The organism is Terrisporobacter sp. (assembly GCF_017888745.1).
Classification (GTDB): domain Bacteria; phylum Bacillota; class Clostridia; order Peptostreptococcales; family Peptostreptococcaceae; genus Terrisporobacter.
This window is the reverse complement of the sequence record NZ_JAGHFM010000094.1, coordinates 1-18,306: the sequence shown is the minus strand read 5'-3', so window position 1 is coordinate 18,306 and position 18,306 is coordinate 1. Positions and strand designations below refer to the sequence as shown.

The window sequence follows — 18,306 nt, the reverse complement described above, 5'->3', positions numbered from 1 at the left end:
GGTTGAAATAGTTGGTACTGATTCTAAAACTGGTTGGTATAAAATTAAGTATAAAAATGACTATGGTTATGTATCTAATGATTATATAACTATTCAAAATACATCTAATACCAATCCACCTGTTTCAACTACAAAGACAGGTGTAACAAAGTCTAACCTAAACGTTAGAAAAGGTCCTTCTACTTCTTATTCTATACTTGGCACACTGCCTTCTGGCACTAAGGTTGAAATAGTCGGTACTGATTCTAAGACTGGTTGGTATAAAATTAAGTATAAAAATGATTATGGTTATGTATCTAATGATTATATAACTGTTAAGTAATCAATTTAAGGCTTCCTTTAAGGAAGCCTTTTAATTTCTACTTAAGTCTATATTACTTTCATTTTAATAAATAGTCTTTTAAAATTATTTACTGTATCATCACTTAAAGTTATCTCTTTATTTTTCACTTTATCATAAAATTCTTTAGCAGCCATAGTTTTATTATCTGTATAATATATTTTAAACTTATTTTTATCCTCTTCACTAATTAAACACTCTACAAATTCTGCATATTTATATATTTCTTTATCTTTATGATTGTATGTATCACTACAATTTGTAAAAAATATATGTTCATTTAACTTAAGGTTTAAGTTTTCTATTAATTTGTCACACTCTACAAATCCTGCCTTATCGTAATCTAGAATAACTTTAAAATTACATCCCCATCCTATCAAAATAGAAACTATGACATTCACATTACCGGCTCCAACAGACGGTATTATATATGGCATTTTTTCATCTGGTACATTAAAATAATATAGCATAGCAGTATAGTACATATAGTCAGTTATACCTTCTGTAACTATATTCAACTTTTCTCCTTGTGGACCTATATTAAACCTTAAATCAGCACCTATAGCTTGAACTAAAGGACTTAAAGTTTCTCTCTTTGATGTAGAATTTAATTTATTATCGTAAGCAGTGTTATATATATTAGTATTATCCTTTCCATCCTTTTCTACAGCTCTTACATTAATTATGTTATTAGAATCAATCATATATGGAGAATGAGTTGAATAAACCACCTGATTATCATTTTTACATAAATCATAAAATAATCTAAGTAATTCTCTTTGGGCATTTACATGAAGATACACTCCTGGTTCATCTAATAAAAATACTACATTAGTATTTTTTAAATCATTAGCTAATATATCAATAAATAAATTTAAATACCATCTGAGCCCATTGCTTCTTTCACTTATGTTAGTCGTATTTTCGTGTGTTTTTACAAGTATTTTTAATACATCCTTTTTAAAAGCAACCTTAATTTGGACATTTTCTTCACTATAAAACTCATTAAAATTTTTTTGTATATTATATTTTACTTTTTCTTTTATTTTATTTCTCATTAGTTCTAGTTGGTTTTCATCATGATTTTCCATAGCAAGTAAATATTCTTCAGGACTTACTTGACTAGCTAAAATAAACTTATAAAGAGGTCCTCTTTTGTCTCTAATTTCTTTTTTAACTTCTTCTATTTGATACTCACTTTGCAATTCTTCTTCATTTTTTCTATGATAGAATCTAGGCAATAAAGAGTACTTCTTACGGATTTTACTTTTAACTATTTGAATATGCCTAATTAACGTATACCTTTTTTCATCGTATACATTCTCATAAATAAATTCTTTTTTTGCATATTCATTTTCAATTGTAACATAACTCGATAAATTACTAATATTATCATTTTCATCATCTTCACTTGTTATACAAATATAATCTCCTCCATAAGAATTCAGTATATATAATAATTTGTTTAAACTTTTCTTGTATTTAATCCAAATTATATTACTTATATTTGATAAAGAATCAATACAAGCTTCTATGTCTTTATAATAACATTTCCCTCTACTGTCATAATAATTACTCTCTAAGTAAGGTATTAGCTCTTTTTTCAAGTATCCTATGGATTTACTTAATTCCAAATCTTCACTAAACAGTCTAGAAAATCCTCCTTTAAATTTAATTTCTTCATTCTGTGAAAAATAAAAAGTAGTATTTTCTTCGTCTAAATTCCTATATTCTTTTAACTTCTCTAATTCTTTTTTTGTAAATTTAAGCTCAACGTATAAAGATGTTTGATTTTCATTTGATTTATTATTAAATTTATAATATTCGTCTAATATATAATGTCTAAAAGATATACCACCTAATATTTCAAGTACATTACTTTTTCCACTATCATTTTTACCAATTAATGCTGTAACGTCATCTTCTAATATTAAATTATTTTTTTGTGTCCCTATAGATTTATAATTGTTTATTACCACATTTGCGATTTTCATCTATTTCACACCCCAATATCAATATTCTATTAAATATATATTATAATTATAGTTATTGTAGTAAAAAAAATCACAAACTATAAATTAAGTAATTTATAATTTGTGATTAATATTGTTATATATTTAAATCTATTTAGTTACCGATAAGTTCCCCAATAGATTCATCTTTTTCCTTTTTGAAATCTTTATGATTTATAACTCTATTTATTATTATTCCCACTAATGCCGCTAAACTTAAACCAGTTAATTTAGCATTGCTAGCTATTGGTACACCTATTTCAATCCCTGTAAAATGCTTAATATAACAAGTAGTAAGACCTACTGCTAGTATTACTGCTATTACAGATACATTTGCACTTTCTTTATAACACTTACTATCCTTTATTGTTTTAATACCTATGAAAGTTATCATAGAAAATAAATATATACTTATCCCACCCATAACTGGCTGAGGTATACTTTGTAATAATCCTCCAAATTTACCTACACATGAGATAACTATAGCAAATACTGCTGTTAATCTTAATAATTTCGGATCATAGTTTTTTGTTATTGCAAGTAATGCCGTATTTTCACCATAAGTTGTATTAGCTGGACCTCCCATAAGACCTGCAAATAAAGTTGCTAAACCATCTCCAAGTAATGTTTTATGAAGTCCTGGATTTTCTAAAAAGTTTTTGCCAACTACAGCACCATTTGTAGTTATATCACCTACATGTTCCATAAATACTGCTAAAACTACTGGTGCAATAATTATTACGGCTTCTAAACTAAATTTAGGTGCTGTAAAGTTTGGAATCGAGAAATAACTAGCATTTGATACAGAACTGAAATCAGATATTCCTACGATCATACTTGCTATTATTCCTACAAATATGGCTATTATTACTGCAAATTGTCTTGCACTACCTCTTACAAATTTATTTATTCCTGCTGCTACTCCTAATGTCAAAATAGCAACACCTATATGGTTCATTGCCATATTTACAGCTGTTGGTAATAAATTCAATCCTATTACTATTATCATTGCACCTGTAACTTGAGGTGGAAAATATTTTTTAACTTTTTCAGGACCAACAACTTTTACAATAAATGACATAACTACATATATAATACCAGCCACAATTATACCACCTTGTGCATAAGATAAATCTCCATTAAATGTCTCACTAACTTGATTTATAACTGAAATAAATGCAAAACTAGAACCTAAAAATACAGGTACCTTCCAATCTGTGCATTTGTGAAATATTAACGTACCTACTCCTGCACAAAATATTGCTACTGATGGATCAAACCCTGTTAAAAGTGGGACTAAAACTGTAGCTCCAAACATAGCTAACAAATGTTGAATCGATAAAATTACTTTTCTCATTTTTTCCCCCTAAAATAATTATTTTTTATTCTTCAATACTTACTGAGTCTTCTTTATCACATTCACTTAATTTAACTGATATTATTTCACTTTTAGATGTCGGTACATTTTTCCCAACATAATCAGCCCTTATAGGAAGCTCTCTATGACCTCTATCAACTAAAACTGCTAATTGTATAGCTTTCGGTCTGCCTATATCCATAAGTGCATTTAAAGCAGATCTTACAGTTCTTCCTGTATATAAAACATCATCTACTAAAACTACGATTTTATCATTAATATCAAAATCTATTTTTGTTCCATTTACTATAGGGTCTATTTGCTTTTTACTTAAATCATCTCTGTATAAAGTAATATCCATTTGTCCTGCTTGAACTCTTTGCCCTTCTATAGTTTCTATTTTATCAGCTATCCTATTTGCCACCGGAATACCTCTTGTTTTTATACCTATTAAAACTATATTTTCTATTCCTTTATTTCTTTCAATAATCTCGTGACTTATTCTTGTTATTGCTCTCATTATTGCTTTTTCATCCATTATTTTTGCTTTTTGCATATTTTACCTCCTAAAGTTATATTTTTATATGTAAATTCGACTATTAAATACCATGCCAAATGTAAATATATTTTTGTACAAAAAAAACTTCTTATTCATAAGACAAGAAGTTAGTATTTTTACATAAAAATTCTATTGTTATATGCCTTATGATATCTCTGTATCATTTTAAAGGTATTTAATTACTATGACTTATTATATAGAAATAATAAGTTTTTTTCAAGGATATTTTACCTTTATCAAATTATTTTATTCTGTTCATTATCTTTTTAAAATACTCAGGTAATTCTGAATCAAATTCAACATATTCATTCTTTGTAGGATGTATAAATCCTAACTTTTTAGCATGTAATGTTTGACCTATTACTTTTAGTTTATTATTCTTTGGCCCATATAAAGGATCCCCTAATAAAGGATGATTTAAAGAAGCTGCATGCACCCTAATTTGATGAGTTCTTCCTGTTTCTAAAGTAGCTCTAACTAAAGTATAGTTTTCAAACCTTTCAATAACTTCAAAATGAGTTACAGCTCTTTTTCCATCTTTGACAACAGCCATTTTTAATCTATCTTTAGGATTTCTTCCAATAGGTCTATCCACTGTTACTTTATCTTCTTTAAATACTCCATGACATATAAATTCATATTCTCTAGTTATAGAATGATCCTTTAATTGTTCTGCTAAAGAATTATGTGCATTATTATTCTTTGCTATCATTAATAATCCAGATGTATCTTTATCTATTCTATGAACTATTCCCGGTCTTATAACACCATTTATTGATGATAGATTCTCTTTACAATGATATAGTATTGCATTTACCAGTGTATTTTCATAGTTACCTGGTGCAGGATGTACTACCATATTTTGTGGTTTATTTATAATTAATAAATCATTATCTTCATAAACTATATTTATAGGAATATCCTGAGCCTTAATTTCTAATAATTTTGGCGCTGGTATTTCTATTATTATTTTATCTTCTTCTTTTACTATGTATTTTGCTTTTTCTATTTTATTATTAACAGTAACCTTTTTATCTTTTATTATTTTTTGTATATAACTTCTAGACATATCTCCAAGTTGACTTGACAGATATACGTCTAGCCTTTCACCTTCTTCTTCCTCAAGAACTAAAAATTCTCTTATTTCGTCCATTATTTCACCTGCTTTTCATATTCTTCATTAAACAATATATATGCACATAGAAGTATTGTTCCTACTACTACAAAACAATCTGCTAAGTTGAATACATAACTCCAAATAATATGGAAATCCAAGTAGTCAACTACAAATCCTAACCTTACCCTATCTATTAAATTACCAATGGCTCCCGATATAATTAGTAATATACCTACTTTTCCAAAACTATTCACTTTTTTAGTATGTAAATAATAAAGACCATAACAAGACGCTAAAGCTGCAACTACTATAAATATACTTTGATTATTTTGTAACATGCCAAAAGCCGCACCTCTATTTTCCACATATGTCAAATTAAATATATTTTCAATTACAGGTATGCTCCCTATTTCTTTTAAGAAATTTAAAGCCCAGTATTTTATTATTTGATCTAAACCAATAAGTAAAGCTATTATAATTTCATACATCTTTTTCCCTCCTAAATAAATATCATCTTTTTTATTATACAAAAAAAGCATATTTAAAGAAACAAATTTCTAAAAAGATGCTTTTTATGATAACTTAATATTTAGTTTGCAACTTCTTCTTTTGATTTATTCTCTTCCATATGATTTATTAATTCAGATACAGTTACAAATTTATATCCTTTTTTTAATAAATCAGGTATCATTATTTCTAAAGCTTCTATGGTCTGAGATTTTGATGTTCTTACTTTATTATAATCATGTAAAAGAATTATACATCCATTTTGAACTCCATCTTCTATAGTTTTTACTATGGAACTTACTCCTGGACTGGACCAGTCCCTTGCATCTATGTAAGACCATAATACTATATTCATATCATTCTGTCTTATAATTTCACACATATCCTTACTTATCGCTCTATAAGGAGGTCTAAAAATTTTTGGATATATTCCTGTTACAGATTTAATTGCATCTTGTGTATCCACAATTTCTTTTTTAATTTTATTATAACCATTTTTAGATACATTGATATGAGTGTAGGTATGATTTCCTATTTCATGACCTTCTTCAAATTCTCTTTTTATAAGTTTTTTATTATACTCAACTTTTTCTCCTACAACAAAAAATGTGGCTTTAATATTATATTTTTTCAAAATATCTAAAATTTGAGGAGTAAATACTTCATCTGGACCATCATCAAAAGTAAGAGCTACCACTTTCTCATCTGTACTTCCACACTTGATAATCAATCCATCATATTCATTATTTATATTATCAAATTTTCCTGTTTCAATTTTTTCATCATATATATTACGAATACTTATACCCATTAATATCATCACTACGCAAATTAATACATAAATGGTTTTTCTCATGTTAAAACACTCCTTACAATAAGTATCGTTTTCTATTCATTATTATCATCTAAACCATTTTTATTTAAATCAGTTAAATCTTTTATATACTCACTATAATACATATCATTATAAGAATTTAAAGGATTCTTATCTACACTTTCGCTAATGTCAGGTCCTACTACTATTTGTTTTGCACACTCAGCACATAAAGTAGTTTCTGGTATTATTTCTAATCTATCTTTTTCTATTTCTTTATGACAGTTTGTACATATTCCATAAGTTCCCTCTTCAATTTTATCTAAAGCTTCATTTATTTCATTTAAAACATACTGTTCATGACTTATTAAACTATTATCCATGTCATGCATATATACATCTGTACCTATATCTCCAATATGATTATCATAGCTTGATAATTCTCCTGTACTATATTTCTCACTGGTATGTCTAGTTGTATCACCAAACAATGTATTATCATTCATGTCTTCAATTGTTTTAGTTACTTTTTCTTTTTCTCTTTCTAGTTTCTTTCTTAAATCCATAATGTCACCTCATCTATTTTCTATATTGTTGTACTATATTTAATAATTTTGCTATGTATCTACCTATAATAGGTAAATCTACCCAACTAAATAATAAAGCAAGTGCAACTGCTGCAAGTATAGTAAAACCAATAGCTTGTCCAAATCCTTTTGCAACACCAGCAATAAAGTTAATTATAAATAATCTTCTTTTGCTATCTGTTAAATACATATAATCTCTAATTCTACTTCTTTCTATTATTAATATTAGTTTTTCTAAATATCTTTTTATAATACCTAATTCTTTTTTTGAGTCATCGGATAAATACATTCCATTTATAAATCTATCTAGATCCTCAATACTTATATATTGTTCATTATCTTTTTTACATTTATCCGTATAAGATTTTTCTATTTCTTCATCAATATCTATGAATCTTTTATCCTCTTGTATTTTTTGTTTACCTTTTAAATTATCCTTAGAAATATATGTTTTAAATTTCATTCCTTCACGTCCTTTTATGAAGTTTTAGCATTAGATTTAGTATGTGAAAAAATATTCAAAAAATACAAAAGCAAAAGCTAAAATTCATCACAGAATTCTTTGCCTTTACTTTTAAAATTTACACTAAAAAAGGAAGTCTCACCGACTTCCTTAATAATTATAATGCTCTTAACATTTTTAAAACTATATCTTTTGAATTTTCTGCTGCCTCTACAACAAATTCATCATAAGTAACATTAGCACTTCCATCAGCTTTATCTGACATTGCTCTTATTATGACAAATGGAACATTATTTAAATAGCAAGCATGAGCTATAGCTCCACCTTCCATTTCACCACAATAAGCTTTAAAATCATTTTCTAATTCTTCTTTTAATTCTTTAGAACTTATGAATATATCTCCTGTAGCTACTCTACCTTTTACTATGTTAAATCCTTTGCCTTTAACTTGTTCTAAACTTGATTCATATGCTGCATTTATAAGTCTTTCATCAGCAATAAAAACAGAATTATCCATTTGAGGTATTTGGCCTTTTGAATATCCAAAAGCTGTAGCATCAACATCATATTGTATTGCTTCTGTTGATATAACTATATCATTTACACCAAGTGATGAATGTATAGCTCCTGCAACACCTGTATTAACTACTGCATCAACTTTAAATTCACTTATTAATATTTGGGCACATAAAGCAGAATTTACTTTTCCTATACCACATTGAACTAAAACGATATCTTTTCCTTCTAACTTACCTTCATAGAATTTTAAACTTGCTTTTTCAACAGTTTTTTCTATATCCATTAAGCTTTTTAAAGTTCTTACTTCTTGGTCCATTGCACCAATTATTCCGATTTTTTTCATAATGCCTCCTACTTTAACAGTAAAAAACCGTTCTATAAATTAGAACGGTTTTTATTTATATATATTAAATAATATGTTTTACAATCTATTTTGTCAAGAAGTTAAAAATTATAATGATGCTATAAGTATAGCTCCTTCAGAAGTATAAGTTCCCATAGCTGGTCCAACTTCAATTACTAGTATTTCTTCAAAGTCATATTCTGATTCTAACGCTTCTTTAATTTTTAATGCTTTTTCAACACAATTTGCATGACCTATAGCTAACTTTTTATTTTTATCTTTATCAATATTATCTCTCATATATTGAACAACTTTATTTAAACTATTTTTTTCTCCCCTAGCTTTATCAATCGGTTTTACTATTCCATCATTGATATGAACAATTGCCTTAAAGTTTAAAATACCTATTATCTTACCTGCTATTGGATTTATTCTTCCACCCTTTATTGCATTTTCTAAAGTGTGTAAAGTACCATAGAATACTAATTCACCTTTTAATTTTTCTATAGTAGATACTATTTCATCCATATCTTTTTCTTCTGATATCATATCAGCTACTTTAGATATTAATAAGGCTTGTCCTATAGATCCTGTAGTTGTATCTATGATTTCAATTCTTTTCTTGTTTCCATGTTCTTCTTCATACATATTTTTTGCAAGTAAAGCACAATTATAAACTCCTGATAACTTACTTGTTAAGCAAAAAACTATAATATTATCTTCTTCGCATTCAAATGCTTCTATATATTGACTTGGAGATGGGCATGCTGTTTTTGGTAATTCACTATGCTCTTTCATCATCTCATAAAATTGTTTATTTGTTAAATCTCTTGTTGAGTAACTTCTCTCTCCAAAAGAAACTTTTATATCAACTATTTCTATCTGACTTTTATCGATTAAATCTTGTGAAAGATCACAACTACCATCAGTTATTAATTTTATATTTTTCATTCAAATACCTCTCCCTAAATAAGTTAATATTTATCGGTCAGTTGACCGAACTAATAATTATATTTTATCTTTAAAAAAATATTTTGTCAATAATCAGAAAGTGAAAATGTTTTCTGAAATTTGACAATAATTTTTGTTGACATTATAATATTTTTATAACTATATACAGGAAGGATTAAACTATGAAATTAAATAGAGGAACAAAACAAAATCATAGTATGAAAGAAAAGATTTTATTAGCTTCTATTGATTTAATGACTAAAAATGGTATAAATAATACTTCTTTAGCTGATATAGCAAAAGAAGTTAATATAAGTAAAGGTACATTATATTATCATTACTCATCTAAAGATGATATTATATTTGATATTGCAGATAATCATTTAAATATCATTTCTGAAGCTTTATTTGATTGTCTAGATAGAATTAATCATCATTTTACTACAGAAGAGTTAGTCATTATAGTGCTGAAAAATATATCCAATATTGAAAGAACTGGAAGAATTCATATGTATTTATTATGTGAAGCTATAATAGGAAATGATGCACTAAAAGAAAGAATCGGTCTTAAATATGTAGAATGGAGAACAGCTCTAGAAAAACAAATCATGGAAATTATATCTGATAAATCTCATGCTAAAGCTGCCTCATTTTTATTAATATCTATAGTTGATGGACTAGTTGTACAAGCTATTTTAAAAGCTGAAAAGGTTCCATATGGAGAAATCGCTAAATTCTTAATTGATTATTCTGATAAAATAAAAAAACTACCTCTTTAAAGTATTCCTACTTAAGAGGTAGTTTTTTATAGTTTCCAAATTATTATTTTCTTATAACTTTTATTCCTGTATTGTGACCATTTAAATCAAATACTTCTAGACTTTCATCAGTAGTTCTTTCGACAGATAATGCTAAAGTTTCATTTTTGATGTAATTCTCAAATTTATTAACTGCACCAGCTATTTCATCATCACCACAGTATTTTATATCTATATTATCTAGTACTTCAAAGTTGCTAGATTTTCTTAATTGTTGAACTTTAGATATAAACTCTCTTGCATATCCTTCTTGTATTAATTCTTCAGTTAAGTGAGTATCTAATATTACGAATATGTTATTTTCCATACATACATCGAAACCTTCTTTAGAAGATATATTTATTAATACATCATCTTTACCAAACTCAAATGCTTCACCATCTAAATCAACACTTACTTTTTCTCCAGCTTCTAGTTTAGGTACTACTTCATTAGCACTTAATTTTCCTAAAGCACCTGCAAAGAATTTCATTTTCGCTCCAAGAACTTTACCTAAAACTTTGAAGTTTGGTTTTAAACTATAGTTCATATATTCACTTAAATCATCAGCAAATACAACTTCTTTAACGTTTAATTCCTCTTTTATTAAGTCTACAACATCACTTATTCTTTCTTTATATTTTCCATCAACTAAAACTTTTTGTATTGGTTGACGAACTTTTATTTTACTTTCTTCTCTAGATGCTCTCCCTAAAGTAACTAATGTTTTAGTTATTTCCATTTTTTCTTCTAACTCTAAATCTATTAATTCTTTGTTAGCTCTAGGATAGCTAGCTAGATGTACTGATTCTTCATTAGTTAAGTTTCTGTATATTTCTTCTGATAAGTAAGGTGCAAATGGAGCTATCAGTCTACATAATTCAGTTAATAACTCATAAGTTGTGTTATATACTGATTTTTTATCTTCTGTTAATTCAGTTGCCCAGAATCTTCTTCTAGAACGTCTTATATACCAGTTAGATAAATCATCATTTATAAATGCTTGTATACTTCTTATAGTTTTATTAACTTCAAATATTTCAAGATTTTCTTCTGTTTCTTTCTTTAAGTTGTTAAATCTTGATAATATCCATCTATCAAGTTCTGGTCTATCTTTGTATTCAACAAAGAAGTCAGTTGGATTTACATTATCAGTGTTTGCATATAATGTAAAGAAGTTATATACATTTTTGATAGTTCCTATGAACTTACTTTGTATTTCTCTAAGACCTGATTCGTCAAATCTTATTGGAGTCCATGGTGGAGATACATATAATAGATACCATCTTAAAGCATCAGCTCCATATTTATCAAATAATTCAAATGGATCTACAGTATTTCCTCTAGATTTACTCATTTTCTTACCATCTTTGTCAAGAACTAAATCATTAACTAGTACATTTTTGTAAGGAGCTTTTCCTGTTACAAATGTAGATATAGCAAGTAATGAATAGAACCATCCTCTAGTTTGATCTATTCCTTCACAGATATAATCTGCTGGGAATAATTTATCAAAGTTTTCTTTATTTTCGAATGGATAGTGATGTTGAGCAAATGGCATTGCACCACTATCGAACCAACAGTCTATAACTTCTGTTACTCTTGTCATTTGTTCTCCACAGTGGTCACATTTTAAATGTATATCATCCACATATGGTCTATGAAGTTCAACAGTTTTTGGATCTATATTTTCTACAGCTTTAGCAGCTAATTCTTCTCTAGAACCAACAGATTCTTTATGACCACATTCACATCTCCATACATTAAGTGGAGTACCCCAGTATCTTGTTCTTGATACTGCCCAGTCATTTAAGTTTTCTAACCAGTTACCAAATCTTCCTTCACCAACGAATTTTGGATACCAGTTAACACCATTATTATTTTCTATTAATTTATCTTTTAATTTAGTCATTTCTATATACCAGCTTGGTTTTGCATAGTATACAAGTGGAGTTGAACATCTCCAACAGTGTGGATAATTATGTTCCACTTTCATTTTATCAAATAATTTATTTTCTTTTGCTAACCATTTTATTATGTCAACGTCTAAACCGTCTTCCATAACAAATCTACCTTCCCATGGTGTAGCAGTAAATTTACCACTTTCATCAACAGGTTGTAATACTGGTAAATTATATTTTCTACCTAGATTGTAGTCATCTTCACCAAATGCAGGAGCAGTATGAACTATACCTGTACCATCTTCAGTTGTTACATAATCACCTAGTGTTATATAGAATGCTTTTTCATCAGTTTGAACAAAAGGCATTAATTGTTCGTATTCAACACCTTCTAATTCAGCACCTTCATTTCTTCTAATATTTCATAATCTCCTTCACCTAAAACTTTATTTGCTAAAGGTTTAGAAACATAGTATATTTCATCATCTTTTTTAACTTTTAAATAATCTACTTCTCCATTAACTGTTAAAGCAACATTTGAAGGTAAAGTCCAAGGAGTAGTTGTCCATGCTAAGAAATATTCATTTTCAACATCTTTTCTTTTAAATTTAGCTATAACTGTGTTAGTTTTAACTTCTTTGTATCCTTGTGCAACTTCGTGTGATGCAAGACCAGTACCACATCTTGGACAATATGGAAGTATCTTATGACCTTCGTATAAGTATCCTTCTTTATTAAATTTATCTAATATCCACCAAACTGATTCTATATAGTTGTTATCTAAAGTTATATATGGATTATCTAAATCAACCTCATATGCCATTCTTTCAGTCATATTTCTCCATTTACTTTCGTAAGTAAAAACTGATTCTCTACATTTTTGGTTAAATTCAGCTATACCATATTCTTCTATTTGTTGTTTATTAGTTAAACCTAATTCTTTTTCAACTTGAAGCTCAACTGGTAATCCATGAGTATCCCATCCAGCTTTTCTTTTTACTTGATATCCACTCATTGTTTTATATCTACAAACCCAGTCTTTTAATGTTCTAGCAACAACATGGTGTATACCTGGGTTACCATTTGCTGTTGGAGGTCCTTCGTAGAATACGAAGCTTGGATCATTTTGTCCTTTTTCTAATGTTCTCTTTAATACGTCTATATCTTTCCAATATTCTGATACTTTACTTTCAGCATCTTTTACTGAAGTATCTACTAACGGCTTAAATTTTTCCATTAAGTTCACCCTTTCGTTATAATTTATTAATTAATTTAACATTAAATTGTTCCCATATTTTTTGATAATAATGCCAATTTATATATATTTAAAAGCTTTCTTAATTTAATATTAAGCTAATATGGTTAATTTTGAATATAAAAAAACTCGTCCCTTAAAAAAGGGACGAGTTGAAATCGCGTTACCACCCTAATTCTATATATATTCAAAATATATATAACACTCTATAATTTAACGGAACTAACCGGCACAGCTTATTCGACTAAGATCTTTCAGCCTGCAGCTCAAGAGTGATTTTCAACTTTATTCAATTCATTGGTTCTCACCATTCCCAATTCTCTGTAAAATCTCCAAAAGCCTACTCTCTCTATCATAGCCTTTAAATATGTAATTTATTATTAAAGTATACAATAACTTATGTTTTCAGTCAATACAATTATTTATTAAAGAAAAACTTTATTATTCAAGAGCAGATGCAGCTTCATCTTCTGCTAAAAAGCTAACAGTTTCATTTTTTCTAAAATCAATTTGTTTAAATGGCTCATTGCAATATTCATCTACATCATAAAAGATTTCATCAATATTTCTTATTTCATCTTCTATTAATGACTTAAATCTATTTCTAAATACTTTAAATTCTTTAACTAAAGAATCATATTCTTTTCTTAAATCTACAATTCTTTCATTGCAATCCTCTATAATCTGCTTTGACTTTAACTCAGCTTCTTCAACAATAATTCTAGCCTTTTTATTAGCAGCAGTACATGTATCTTCTGCTGCAGTTTGAGCAGTTATTAGTGTTGCATTTAATGTTTCTTCTATACTTTTATATCTACTAACTTGTTCTTGATATAATTTTAATTTTTCTTTTAAATCTAGATTTTCTCTGTATAAGTTTTCAAAATCTTCTTTAACACTGTCTAGAAAATCATCTACTTCTTCTTCATTATATCCTCTAAATCCTTTTTTAAACTCTTTATTTTCTATATCTACTGGAGTTATCATATTATTTTCCTCCTATACCAATAATCTTCCCAGAACTTTTATTTTACCTTTTTTAGTAAGATCACCTATATTAATTATTTGAGACCTACCCTTTCCTCTTACAGAAATCAAACATCCTGATTTTATTTCCTTCGAACAAGATGTAATTTTTTCATAATTCACTTGAACTTTTTCTGAATTTATTAATTTAGCGCTTTCTTGTCTAGAAATATTATATAATCCACTTATTATGCAATCTAATCTACTAGAAGATACGGTAAATGAAGTCTCTTTATAATTTGGAGGATTATATACAAGATTTTCTCTAGAAATTTCTTTTACTTTTACATTATTTCTAGCTACCTTTTCCAAATTCATTATTATAAAATCACAGATATCGTTACTCACAATTATTTGACAAAAGTTTTCATGTATAATTATATCTCCAATTTTTTCTCTCTTTATACCTAAACTTAATAAAGCCCCTAGATAATCCTTGTGACTTATAGATTTAAATTTAAAATTACCCTCTATTTGTATGAACTTTAAATTTACTTGGATATCTTCATATTCCATATAAAAAGGATATATATACACTAATCTTCTTTCACTTTCTTCGTATCCACCATCAATAGTATACTTTAAGTCATCATTGTAGTTTAGAATAGCTATTGCATTTTGCACTTCAAAGGGATTTAAAAAATCACTGTATTTTACATCATAGTTTTTTAGACAACTATTTGCCTTATCAATGATTTTAAACATCTTATTTTTAAGGTCTATATCTTTAATGTGAGATGTTAATTTTAATTTATCCATTTTGAATCCCTCATCTTATAAAGCCATACTCATTATTAACCTTTGCACCATCGAGATTAAGAAAAAAGCTATTATTGGTGAAAAGTCTATTGGCATATCTATATATCTAAATAACAATTCTCTTATTGGCCCCATTATAGGTTCAGTCAATGTGTTCAATATTTCATATACTTTTGAGTATCTAGCCCCTGGAAACCAAGACATTAAACATTGTATTAGTATAATCCAAGTTAATAGATTTAAAAATTTGACAAGTACTATAGCTATCATTTGCATATTCTTGCTCCTTTTAATTTATTATTTTTGCCAAGGGAAGAATGCCTTACTTTCTAATTCTTTTTTTATATTCGCATCAATATCAACATTATTTGGTGCTAAAATAAAAATTGATTTAGAAACTTTTTGCATGCTTCCTTCTAATATATACACTGCTCCACTCATGAAATAGTATATAGATTTTTTAGTTTCTGGATCGTCTTCTAAACTTTCTAAGTTTACAATTACTGCTCTTCTCTGCTTTAAATGATCTGCTATTATTGTCACATCATCGTATTTTTTAGGTTCTACAATAACAACTTTCATTTGACTATTTGTATGAATATTTACAACTTTACTACCCTTAGTTATAGAAGGTACTGCTACTGGCTCAAGTTTTGAATCTTCTTGCACATTTTCTATAGACTCTTCACCTTCATAGTCATCATCATCGTATTCTTCTTCAACAGACATCCAATCTTTAAATTTCTTTATAAATCCTTCACTCATTTTATATTCCTCCCTATATTTTCTACTAGTTATAATTTCTTTTTCCAAAAATAGAAGTACCTACTCTTATTATAGTGGCTCCTTCTTCTATAGCAATGCCATAATCATGACTCATACCCATTGATAAAGTATCCATATCTACATTTTGTAATTCTAGCTCTTTAATTTCTAAAGATAAATCTTTAAGCCCTTTAAATACTTTTCTTATTTCTTCATTATCTTCTATAAATGGAGCCATAGTCATTAATCCCTTAACTCTTATATTTTTATATTTTTCAGAAACTTCTTTTACAAATTTAATAACTTCTTCTCTATCCAGACCATGTTTACTTTCTTCTTTAGAAATGTTAACTTGAACTAAACAATTAATAATTCTATCTATTTTTTCAGCTCTTTTTTGAATTTCTTCGCATAATGAAATTCTATCTAGAGAGTGAATCATATATACCTTATCTATTATGTACTTTACCTTATTTGTTTGCAGTGTTCCTATTAAGTGATATTTTACACGATCTCCTATAGCATCATATTTTCTTGCCAATTCTTGAGGTTTATTTTCACCTATATCTGTAATTCCCGCATCAATAGCTTCTAAAACTTTATCTACATCTACCGTTTTAGTAACTGCCATTAAATTAACTTCATCTTGTCTATTACATTTTTCTTTTATTTCATTAATTTCTTTCTTAATAGACATTATATTGTCTTTAATTGACATAATTACCACCTTCTTATCTAATTAAACTAATTGAATATTTTAATCCTTTTATTTATAAAATTAGGCTTTAAAACAATTCTATCATACAAATCTATGGTATCTACACCATTTGCTTTATTTGTTCTAAAATCCATGTATATATAATTATCATCTTCGTAGTAATTCCCTTTTATTTCAGTAAACTCTGGCTTTTTTGTTTCTTCATTTATTACATAGGCGCCTCTTTTTTTATCATGTTTTACTATAGAGTCTTTTGGTATTCTTAAAGCTTCCATTTGCCTATATATTATATCAAATTCTTCATGCCTTGTATCAAAAATTCCAATATTTTGTTGTGTAATTTTAATTGTTGTAAGGAAGTAATCATCTTTTTTGTAAACTTTATATATTTCTCCATTTATTTGCTTCTTATTAATTTCAATTTTAACACTATCACCTTCATTAAACAACTTCTTATCATCATTTGCAAATACCATATATATTTCATTATTATTTATAACCCTGAAAATAACATCTCCTTCTTTAACATGTTCATTATTGCCTTTTGTCTGTATAAAACTATTTTTTGTATTTTTTATATCTTCTTTAGTTATGTTTTCTAAAGAATCAGGGGTGTATACATTTGAATATTCATCATATTTAAATGATAATACTCCTGGACTTTCAGCATAATAAGTAGATGTATTTGATTTTACCTTTTCCTGTAAAATATCTAATTGCTCCTTTTTAGAATATAAAATCCCTCTTTTTAAAGAACTATTTTCTTTTTCTATTGATTTTATATCTTCTTTCAATCTTTGAATTTCTTTATTTATATTACCGTTTATCTTATTGTTGTATATAGTTGCTAACTCTTGAGATTTATGTATTTTCTCATTTTCTCCTACTGATAAAGATAAAGTTCCATCTGTATCACTTTTTATTAAATATTCATCCCTTATTACTAGAGCATCTACTTTTTTTTTCAATGTATATGTATTATTTTCTAAAAGTAAATTAGATGTATTTTCACCTATTAAAATAATAATTGCTTTAAATAAAATATAGACAAAAACACCTAAAATAAAAACTCTAGTATACTTTATTTTTTTCAATATATTCACCCCAAAATAAAAAATTTGCTTCGCTTAAGCCACTGTGTGGGCGCTCCACTTCATGTCGCCAACGACTGCGTCCGTTGCTCAAAATTTACTTTTTTACAACTTCTCAAATGCATTGATAATGCTTTAATCTATGATGTTTGCAAATCCAACATAAATTACTTGTATATAAAAAATTATTAATTATTATATATTTTCTTTAAATACAACTTAAATCCTTCTTAATGTCATTAATATAGTAATATATTAATTTACTCCCATAAACAAATTTTTCTCTTTTTCAATAATATTTTTAATATTAATATAAGAAATAATAATAAGTATTCCTTCATTATATCTTATTACCAAAAATCTACTTTTTTAATACATTGTTAATTTTTTTAGTTTTCATATTATTTTTCAAATTAACAATGATG

Annotated in this window: 18 protein-coding genes, 1 pseudogene and 1 other annotated feature; of the genes and pseudogenes, 2 read left to right on the top strand and 17 right to left on the bottom strand. The window is 27.1% G+C overall.

The annotated features are described in order from the left end of the window. Nucleotides 1-322: SH3 domain-containing protein (locus J7G74_RS04850; protein WP_297132556.1), on the top strand; the 322-nt coding region annotated here is incomplete at its 5' end. A gap of 47 nt (nucleotides 323-369) precedes the next feature. Here J7G74_RS04850 and J7G74_RS04845 read toward each other — a convergent pair. From J7G74_RS04845 to J7G74_RS04800, 10 genes are all read right to left on the bottom strand, one after another. Next, entirely contained in the window at nucleotides 370-2,334 is a 1,965-nt protein-coding gene (locus J7G74_RS04845; RefSeq protein WP_297132554.1) for an AAA family ATPase, read from the bottom strand. Between the two features lie 133 nt (nucleotides 2,335-2,467). Next, a complete protein-coding gene (locus tag J7G74_RS04840; protein WP_297132552.1) occupies nucleotides 2,468-3,709 on the bottom strand; it encodes a uracil-xanthine permease family protein in 1,242 nt (413 codons plus the stop codon). A gap of 25 nt (nucleotides 3,710-3,734) precedes the next feature. Next, nucleotides 3,735-4,265, bottom strand: coding sequence for a bifunctional pyr operon transcriptional regulator/uracil phosphoribosyltransferase PyrR (gene pyrR, locus J7G74_RS04835; RefSeq protein WP_297132549.1), 531 nt, complete (start codon nucleotides 4,263-4,265; stop codon nucleotides 3,735-3,737). 244 nt (nucleotides 4,266-4,509) lie between these two features. Continuing rightward, the gene (locus J7G74_RS04830; RefSeq protein ID WP_297132547.1) at nucleotides 4,510-5,421 is read right to left on the bottom strand and encodes an RluA family pseudouridine synthase; all 912 of its coding nucleotides are present in this window, start codon (nucleotides 5,419-5,421) and stop codon (nucleotides 4,510-4,512) included. After that, complete coding sequence (gene lspA, locus J7G74_RS04825; RefSeq protein ID WP_297132545.1) at nucleotides 5,421-5,873, bottom strand: signal peptidase II; 453 nt, start codon at nucleotides 5,871-5,873, stop codon at nucleotides 5,421-5,423. The genes J7G74_RS04830 and lspA overlap by 1 nt, the downstream gene beginning before the upstream one ends. Nucleotides 5,874-5,974: 101 nt before the next feature. Next, on the bottom strand, nucleotides 5,975-6,748 hold the full coding sequence (locus J7G74_RS04820) for a polysaccharide deacetylase family protein (protein ID WP_297132543.1): 774 nt from the start codon (nucleotides 6,746-6,748) through the stop codon (nucleotides 5,975-5,977). A gap of 32 nt (nucleotides 6,749-6,780) precedes the next feature. Continuing rightward, nucleotides 6,781-7,272 carry a TraR/DksA C4-type zinc finger protein gene (locus J7G74_RS04815; RefSeq protein WP_297132540.1) on the bottom strand — a complete coding sequence of 164 codons (492 nt, stop codon included), beginning with the start codon at nucleotides 7,270-7,272 and terminating at the stop codon, nucleotides 6,781-6,783. 13 nt (nucleotides 7,273-7,285) lie between these two features. Continuing rightward, the gene (locus tag J7G74_RS04810; RefSeq protein WP_297132538.1) at nucleotides 7,286-7,756 is read right to left on the bottom strand and encodes a DUF5665 domain-containing protein; all 471 of its coding nucleotides are present in this window, start codon (nucleotides 7,754-7,756) and stop codon (nucleotides 7,286-7,288) included. A gap of 157 nt (nucleotides 7,757-7,913) precedes the next feature. Next, nucleotides 7,914-8,618, bottom strand: coding sequence for a 5'-methylthioadenosine/adenosylhomocysteine nucleosidase (locus J7G74_RS04805; RefSeq protein ID WP_297132535.1), 705 nt, complete (start codon nucleotides 8,616-8,618; stop codon nucleotides 7,914-7,916). Nucleotides 8,619-8,726: 108 nt separating this feature from the next. Next, a complete protein-coding gene (locus J7G74_RS04800) occupies nucleotides 8,727-9,569 on the bottom strand; it encodes a DegV family protein (protein WP_297132532.1) in 843 nt (280 codons plus the stop codon). 182 nt (nucleotides 9,570-9,751) lie between these two features. On the opposite strand from J7G74_RS04800, the gene J7G74_RS04795 reads away from it, so the two are divergent. After that, on the top strand, nucleotides 9,752-10,348 hold the full coding sequence (locus J7G74_RS04795) for a TetR/AcrR family transcriptional regulator (protein ID WP_297132528.1): 597 nt from the start codon (nucleotides 9,752-9,754) through the stop codon (nucleotides 10,346-10,348). Between the two features lie 43 nt (nucleotides 10,349-10,391). Here the strand turns inward: J7G74_RS04795 and ileS are convergent. The 7 genes and pseudogenes from ileS to J7G74_RS04760 all read right to left on the bottom strand — a co-directional run bounded on the left by ileS (nucleotide 10,392) and on the right by J7G74_RS04760 (nucleotide 17,884). Next, a pseudogene (ileS, locus tag J7G74_RS04790) lies at nucleotides 10,392-13,504 on the bottom strand (isoleucine--tRNA ligase). 158 nt (nucleotides 13,505-13,662) lie between these two features. Beyond that, nucleotides 13,663-13,887: a binding site (T-box leader), on the bottom strand. A gap of 76 nt (nucleotides 13,888-13,963) precedes the next feature. Further along, entirely contained in the window at nucleotides 13,964-14,509 is a 546-nt protein-coding gene (locus tag J7G74_RS04785) for a DivIVA domain-containing protein (RefSeq protein ID WP_297132525.1), read from the bottom strand. 12 nt (nucleotides 14,510-14,521) lie between these two features. Further along, the gene (locus tag J7G74_RS04780) at nucleotides 14,522-15,307 is read right to left on the bottom strand and encodes a YlmH family RNA-binding protein (protein ID WP_297132522.1); all 786 of its coding nucleotides are present in this window, start codon (nucleotides 15,305-15,307) and stop codon (nucleotides 14,522-14,524) included. 15 nt (nucleotides 15,308-15,322) lie between these two features. Beyond that, entirely contained in the window at nucleotides 15,323-15,583 is a 261-nt protein-coding gene (locus J7G74_RS04775; protein WP_297132519.1) for a YggT family protein, read from the bottom strand. Nucleotides 15,584-15,604: 21 nt separating this feature from the next. Continuing rightward, nucleotides 15,605-16,072, bottom strand: a complete 468-nt coding sequence (locus J7G74_RS04770) for a cell division protein SepF (RefSeq protein WP_297132516.1) — start codon at nucleotides 16,070-16,072, stop codon at nucleotides 15,605-15,607. A gap of 25 nt (nucleotides 16,073-16,097) precedes the next feature. Next, a complete protein-coding gene (locus J7G74_RS04765; RefSeq protein WP_297132559.1) occupies nucleotides 16,098-16,793 on the bottom strand; it encodes a YggS family pyridoxal phosphate-dependent enzyme in 696 nt (231 codons plus the stop codon). Between the two features lie 23 nt (nucleotides 16,794-16,816). Continuing rightward, nucleotides 16,817-17,884 carry an HlyD family efflux transporter periplasmic adaptor subunit gene (locus J7G74_RS04760; protein WP_297132514.1) on the bottom strand — a complete coding sequence of 356 codons (1,068 nt, stop codon included), beginning with the start codon at nucleotides 17,882-17,884 and terminating at the stop codon, nucleotides 16,817-16,819. Nucleotides 17,885-18,306 lie beyond the last annotated feature (422 nt).

Excerpts from the sequence above, each read along its gene's own strand:
- J7G74_RS04845 (WP_297132554.1), bottom strand. The coding sequence starts at position 2,334 with ATGAAAATCGCAAATGTGGTAATAAACAATTATAAATCTATAGGGACA.
- J7G74_RS04840 (WP_297132552.1), bottom strand. The coding sequence starts at position 3,709 with ATGAGAAAAGTAATTTTATCGATTCAACATTTGTTAGCTATGTTTGGA.
- pyrR (WP_297132549.1), bottom strand. The coding sequence starts at position 4,265 with ATGCAAAAAGCAAAAATAATGGATGAAAAAGCAATAATGAGAGCAATA.
- J7G74_RS04830 (WP_297132547.1), bottom strand. The coding sequence starts at position 5,421 with ATGGACGAAATAAGAGAATTTTTAGTTCTTGAGGAAGAAGAAGGTGAA.
- lspA (WP_297132545.1), bottom strand. The coding sequence starts at position 5,873 with ATGTATGAAATTATAATAGCTTTACTTATTGGTTTAGATCAAATAATA.
- J7G74_RS04820 (WP_297132543.1), bottom strand. The coding sequence starts at position 6,748 with ATGAGAAAAACCATTTATGTATTAATTTGCGTAGTGATGATATTAATG.
- J7G74_RS04815 (WP_297132540.1), bottom strand. The coding sequence starts at position 7,272 with ATGGATTTAAGAAAGAAACTAGAAAGAGAAAAAGAAAAAGTAACTAAA.
- J7G74_RS04810 (WP_297132538.1), bottom strand. The coding sequence starts at position 7,756 with ATGAAATTTAAAACATATATTTCTAAGGATAATTTAAAAGGTAAACAA.
- J7G74_RS04805 (WP_297132535.1), bottom strand. The coding sequence starts at position 8,618 with ATGAAAAAAATCGGAATAATTGGTGCAATGGACCAAGAAGTAAGAACT.
- J7G74_RS04800 (WP_297132532.1), bottom strand. The coding sequence starts at position 9,569 with ATGAAAAATATAAAATTAATAACTGATGGTAGTTGTGATCTTTCACAA.
- J7G74_RS04795 (WP_297132528.1), top strand. The coding sequence starts at position 9,752 with ATGAAATTAAATAGAGGAACAAAACAAAATCATAGTATGAAAGAAAAG.
- J7G74_RS04785 (WP_297132525.1), bottom strand. The coding sequence starts at position 14,509 with ATGATAACTCCAGTAGATATAGAAAATAAAGAGTTTAAAAAAGGATTT.
- J7G74_RS04780 (WP_297132522.1), bottom strand. The coding sequence starts at position 15,307 with ATGGATAAATTAAAATTAACATCTCACATTAAAGATATAGACCTTAAA.
- J7G74_RS04775 (WP_297132519.1), bottom strand. The coding sequence starts at position 15,583 with ATGCAAATGATAGCTATAGTACTTGTCAAATTTTTAAATCTATTAACT.
- J7G74_RS04770 (WP_297132516.1), bottom strand. The coding sequence starts at position 16,072 with ATGAGTGAAGGATTTATAAAGAAATTTAAAGATTGGATGTCTGTTGAA.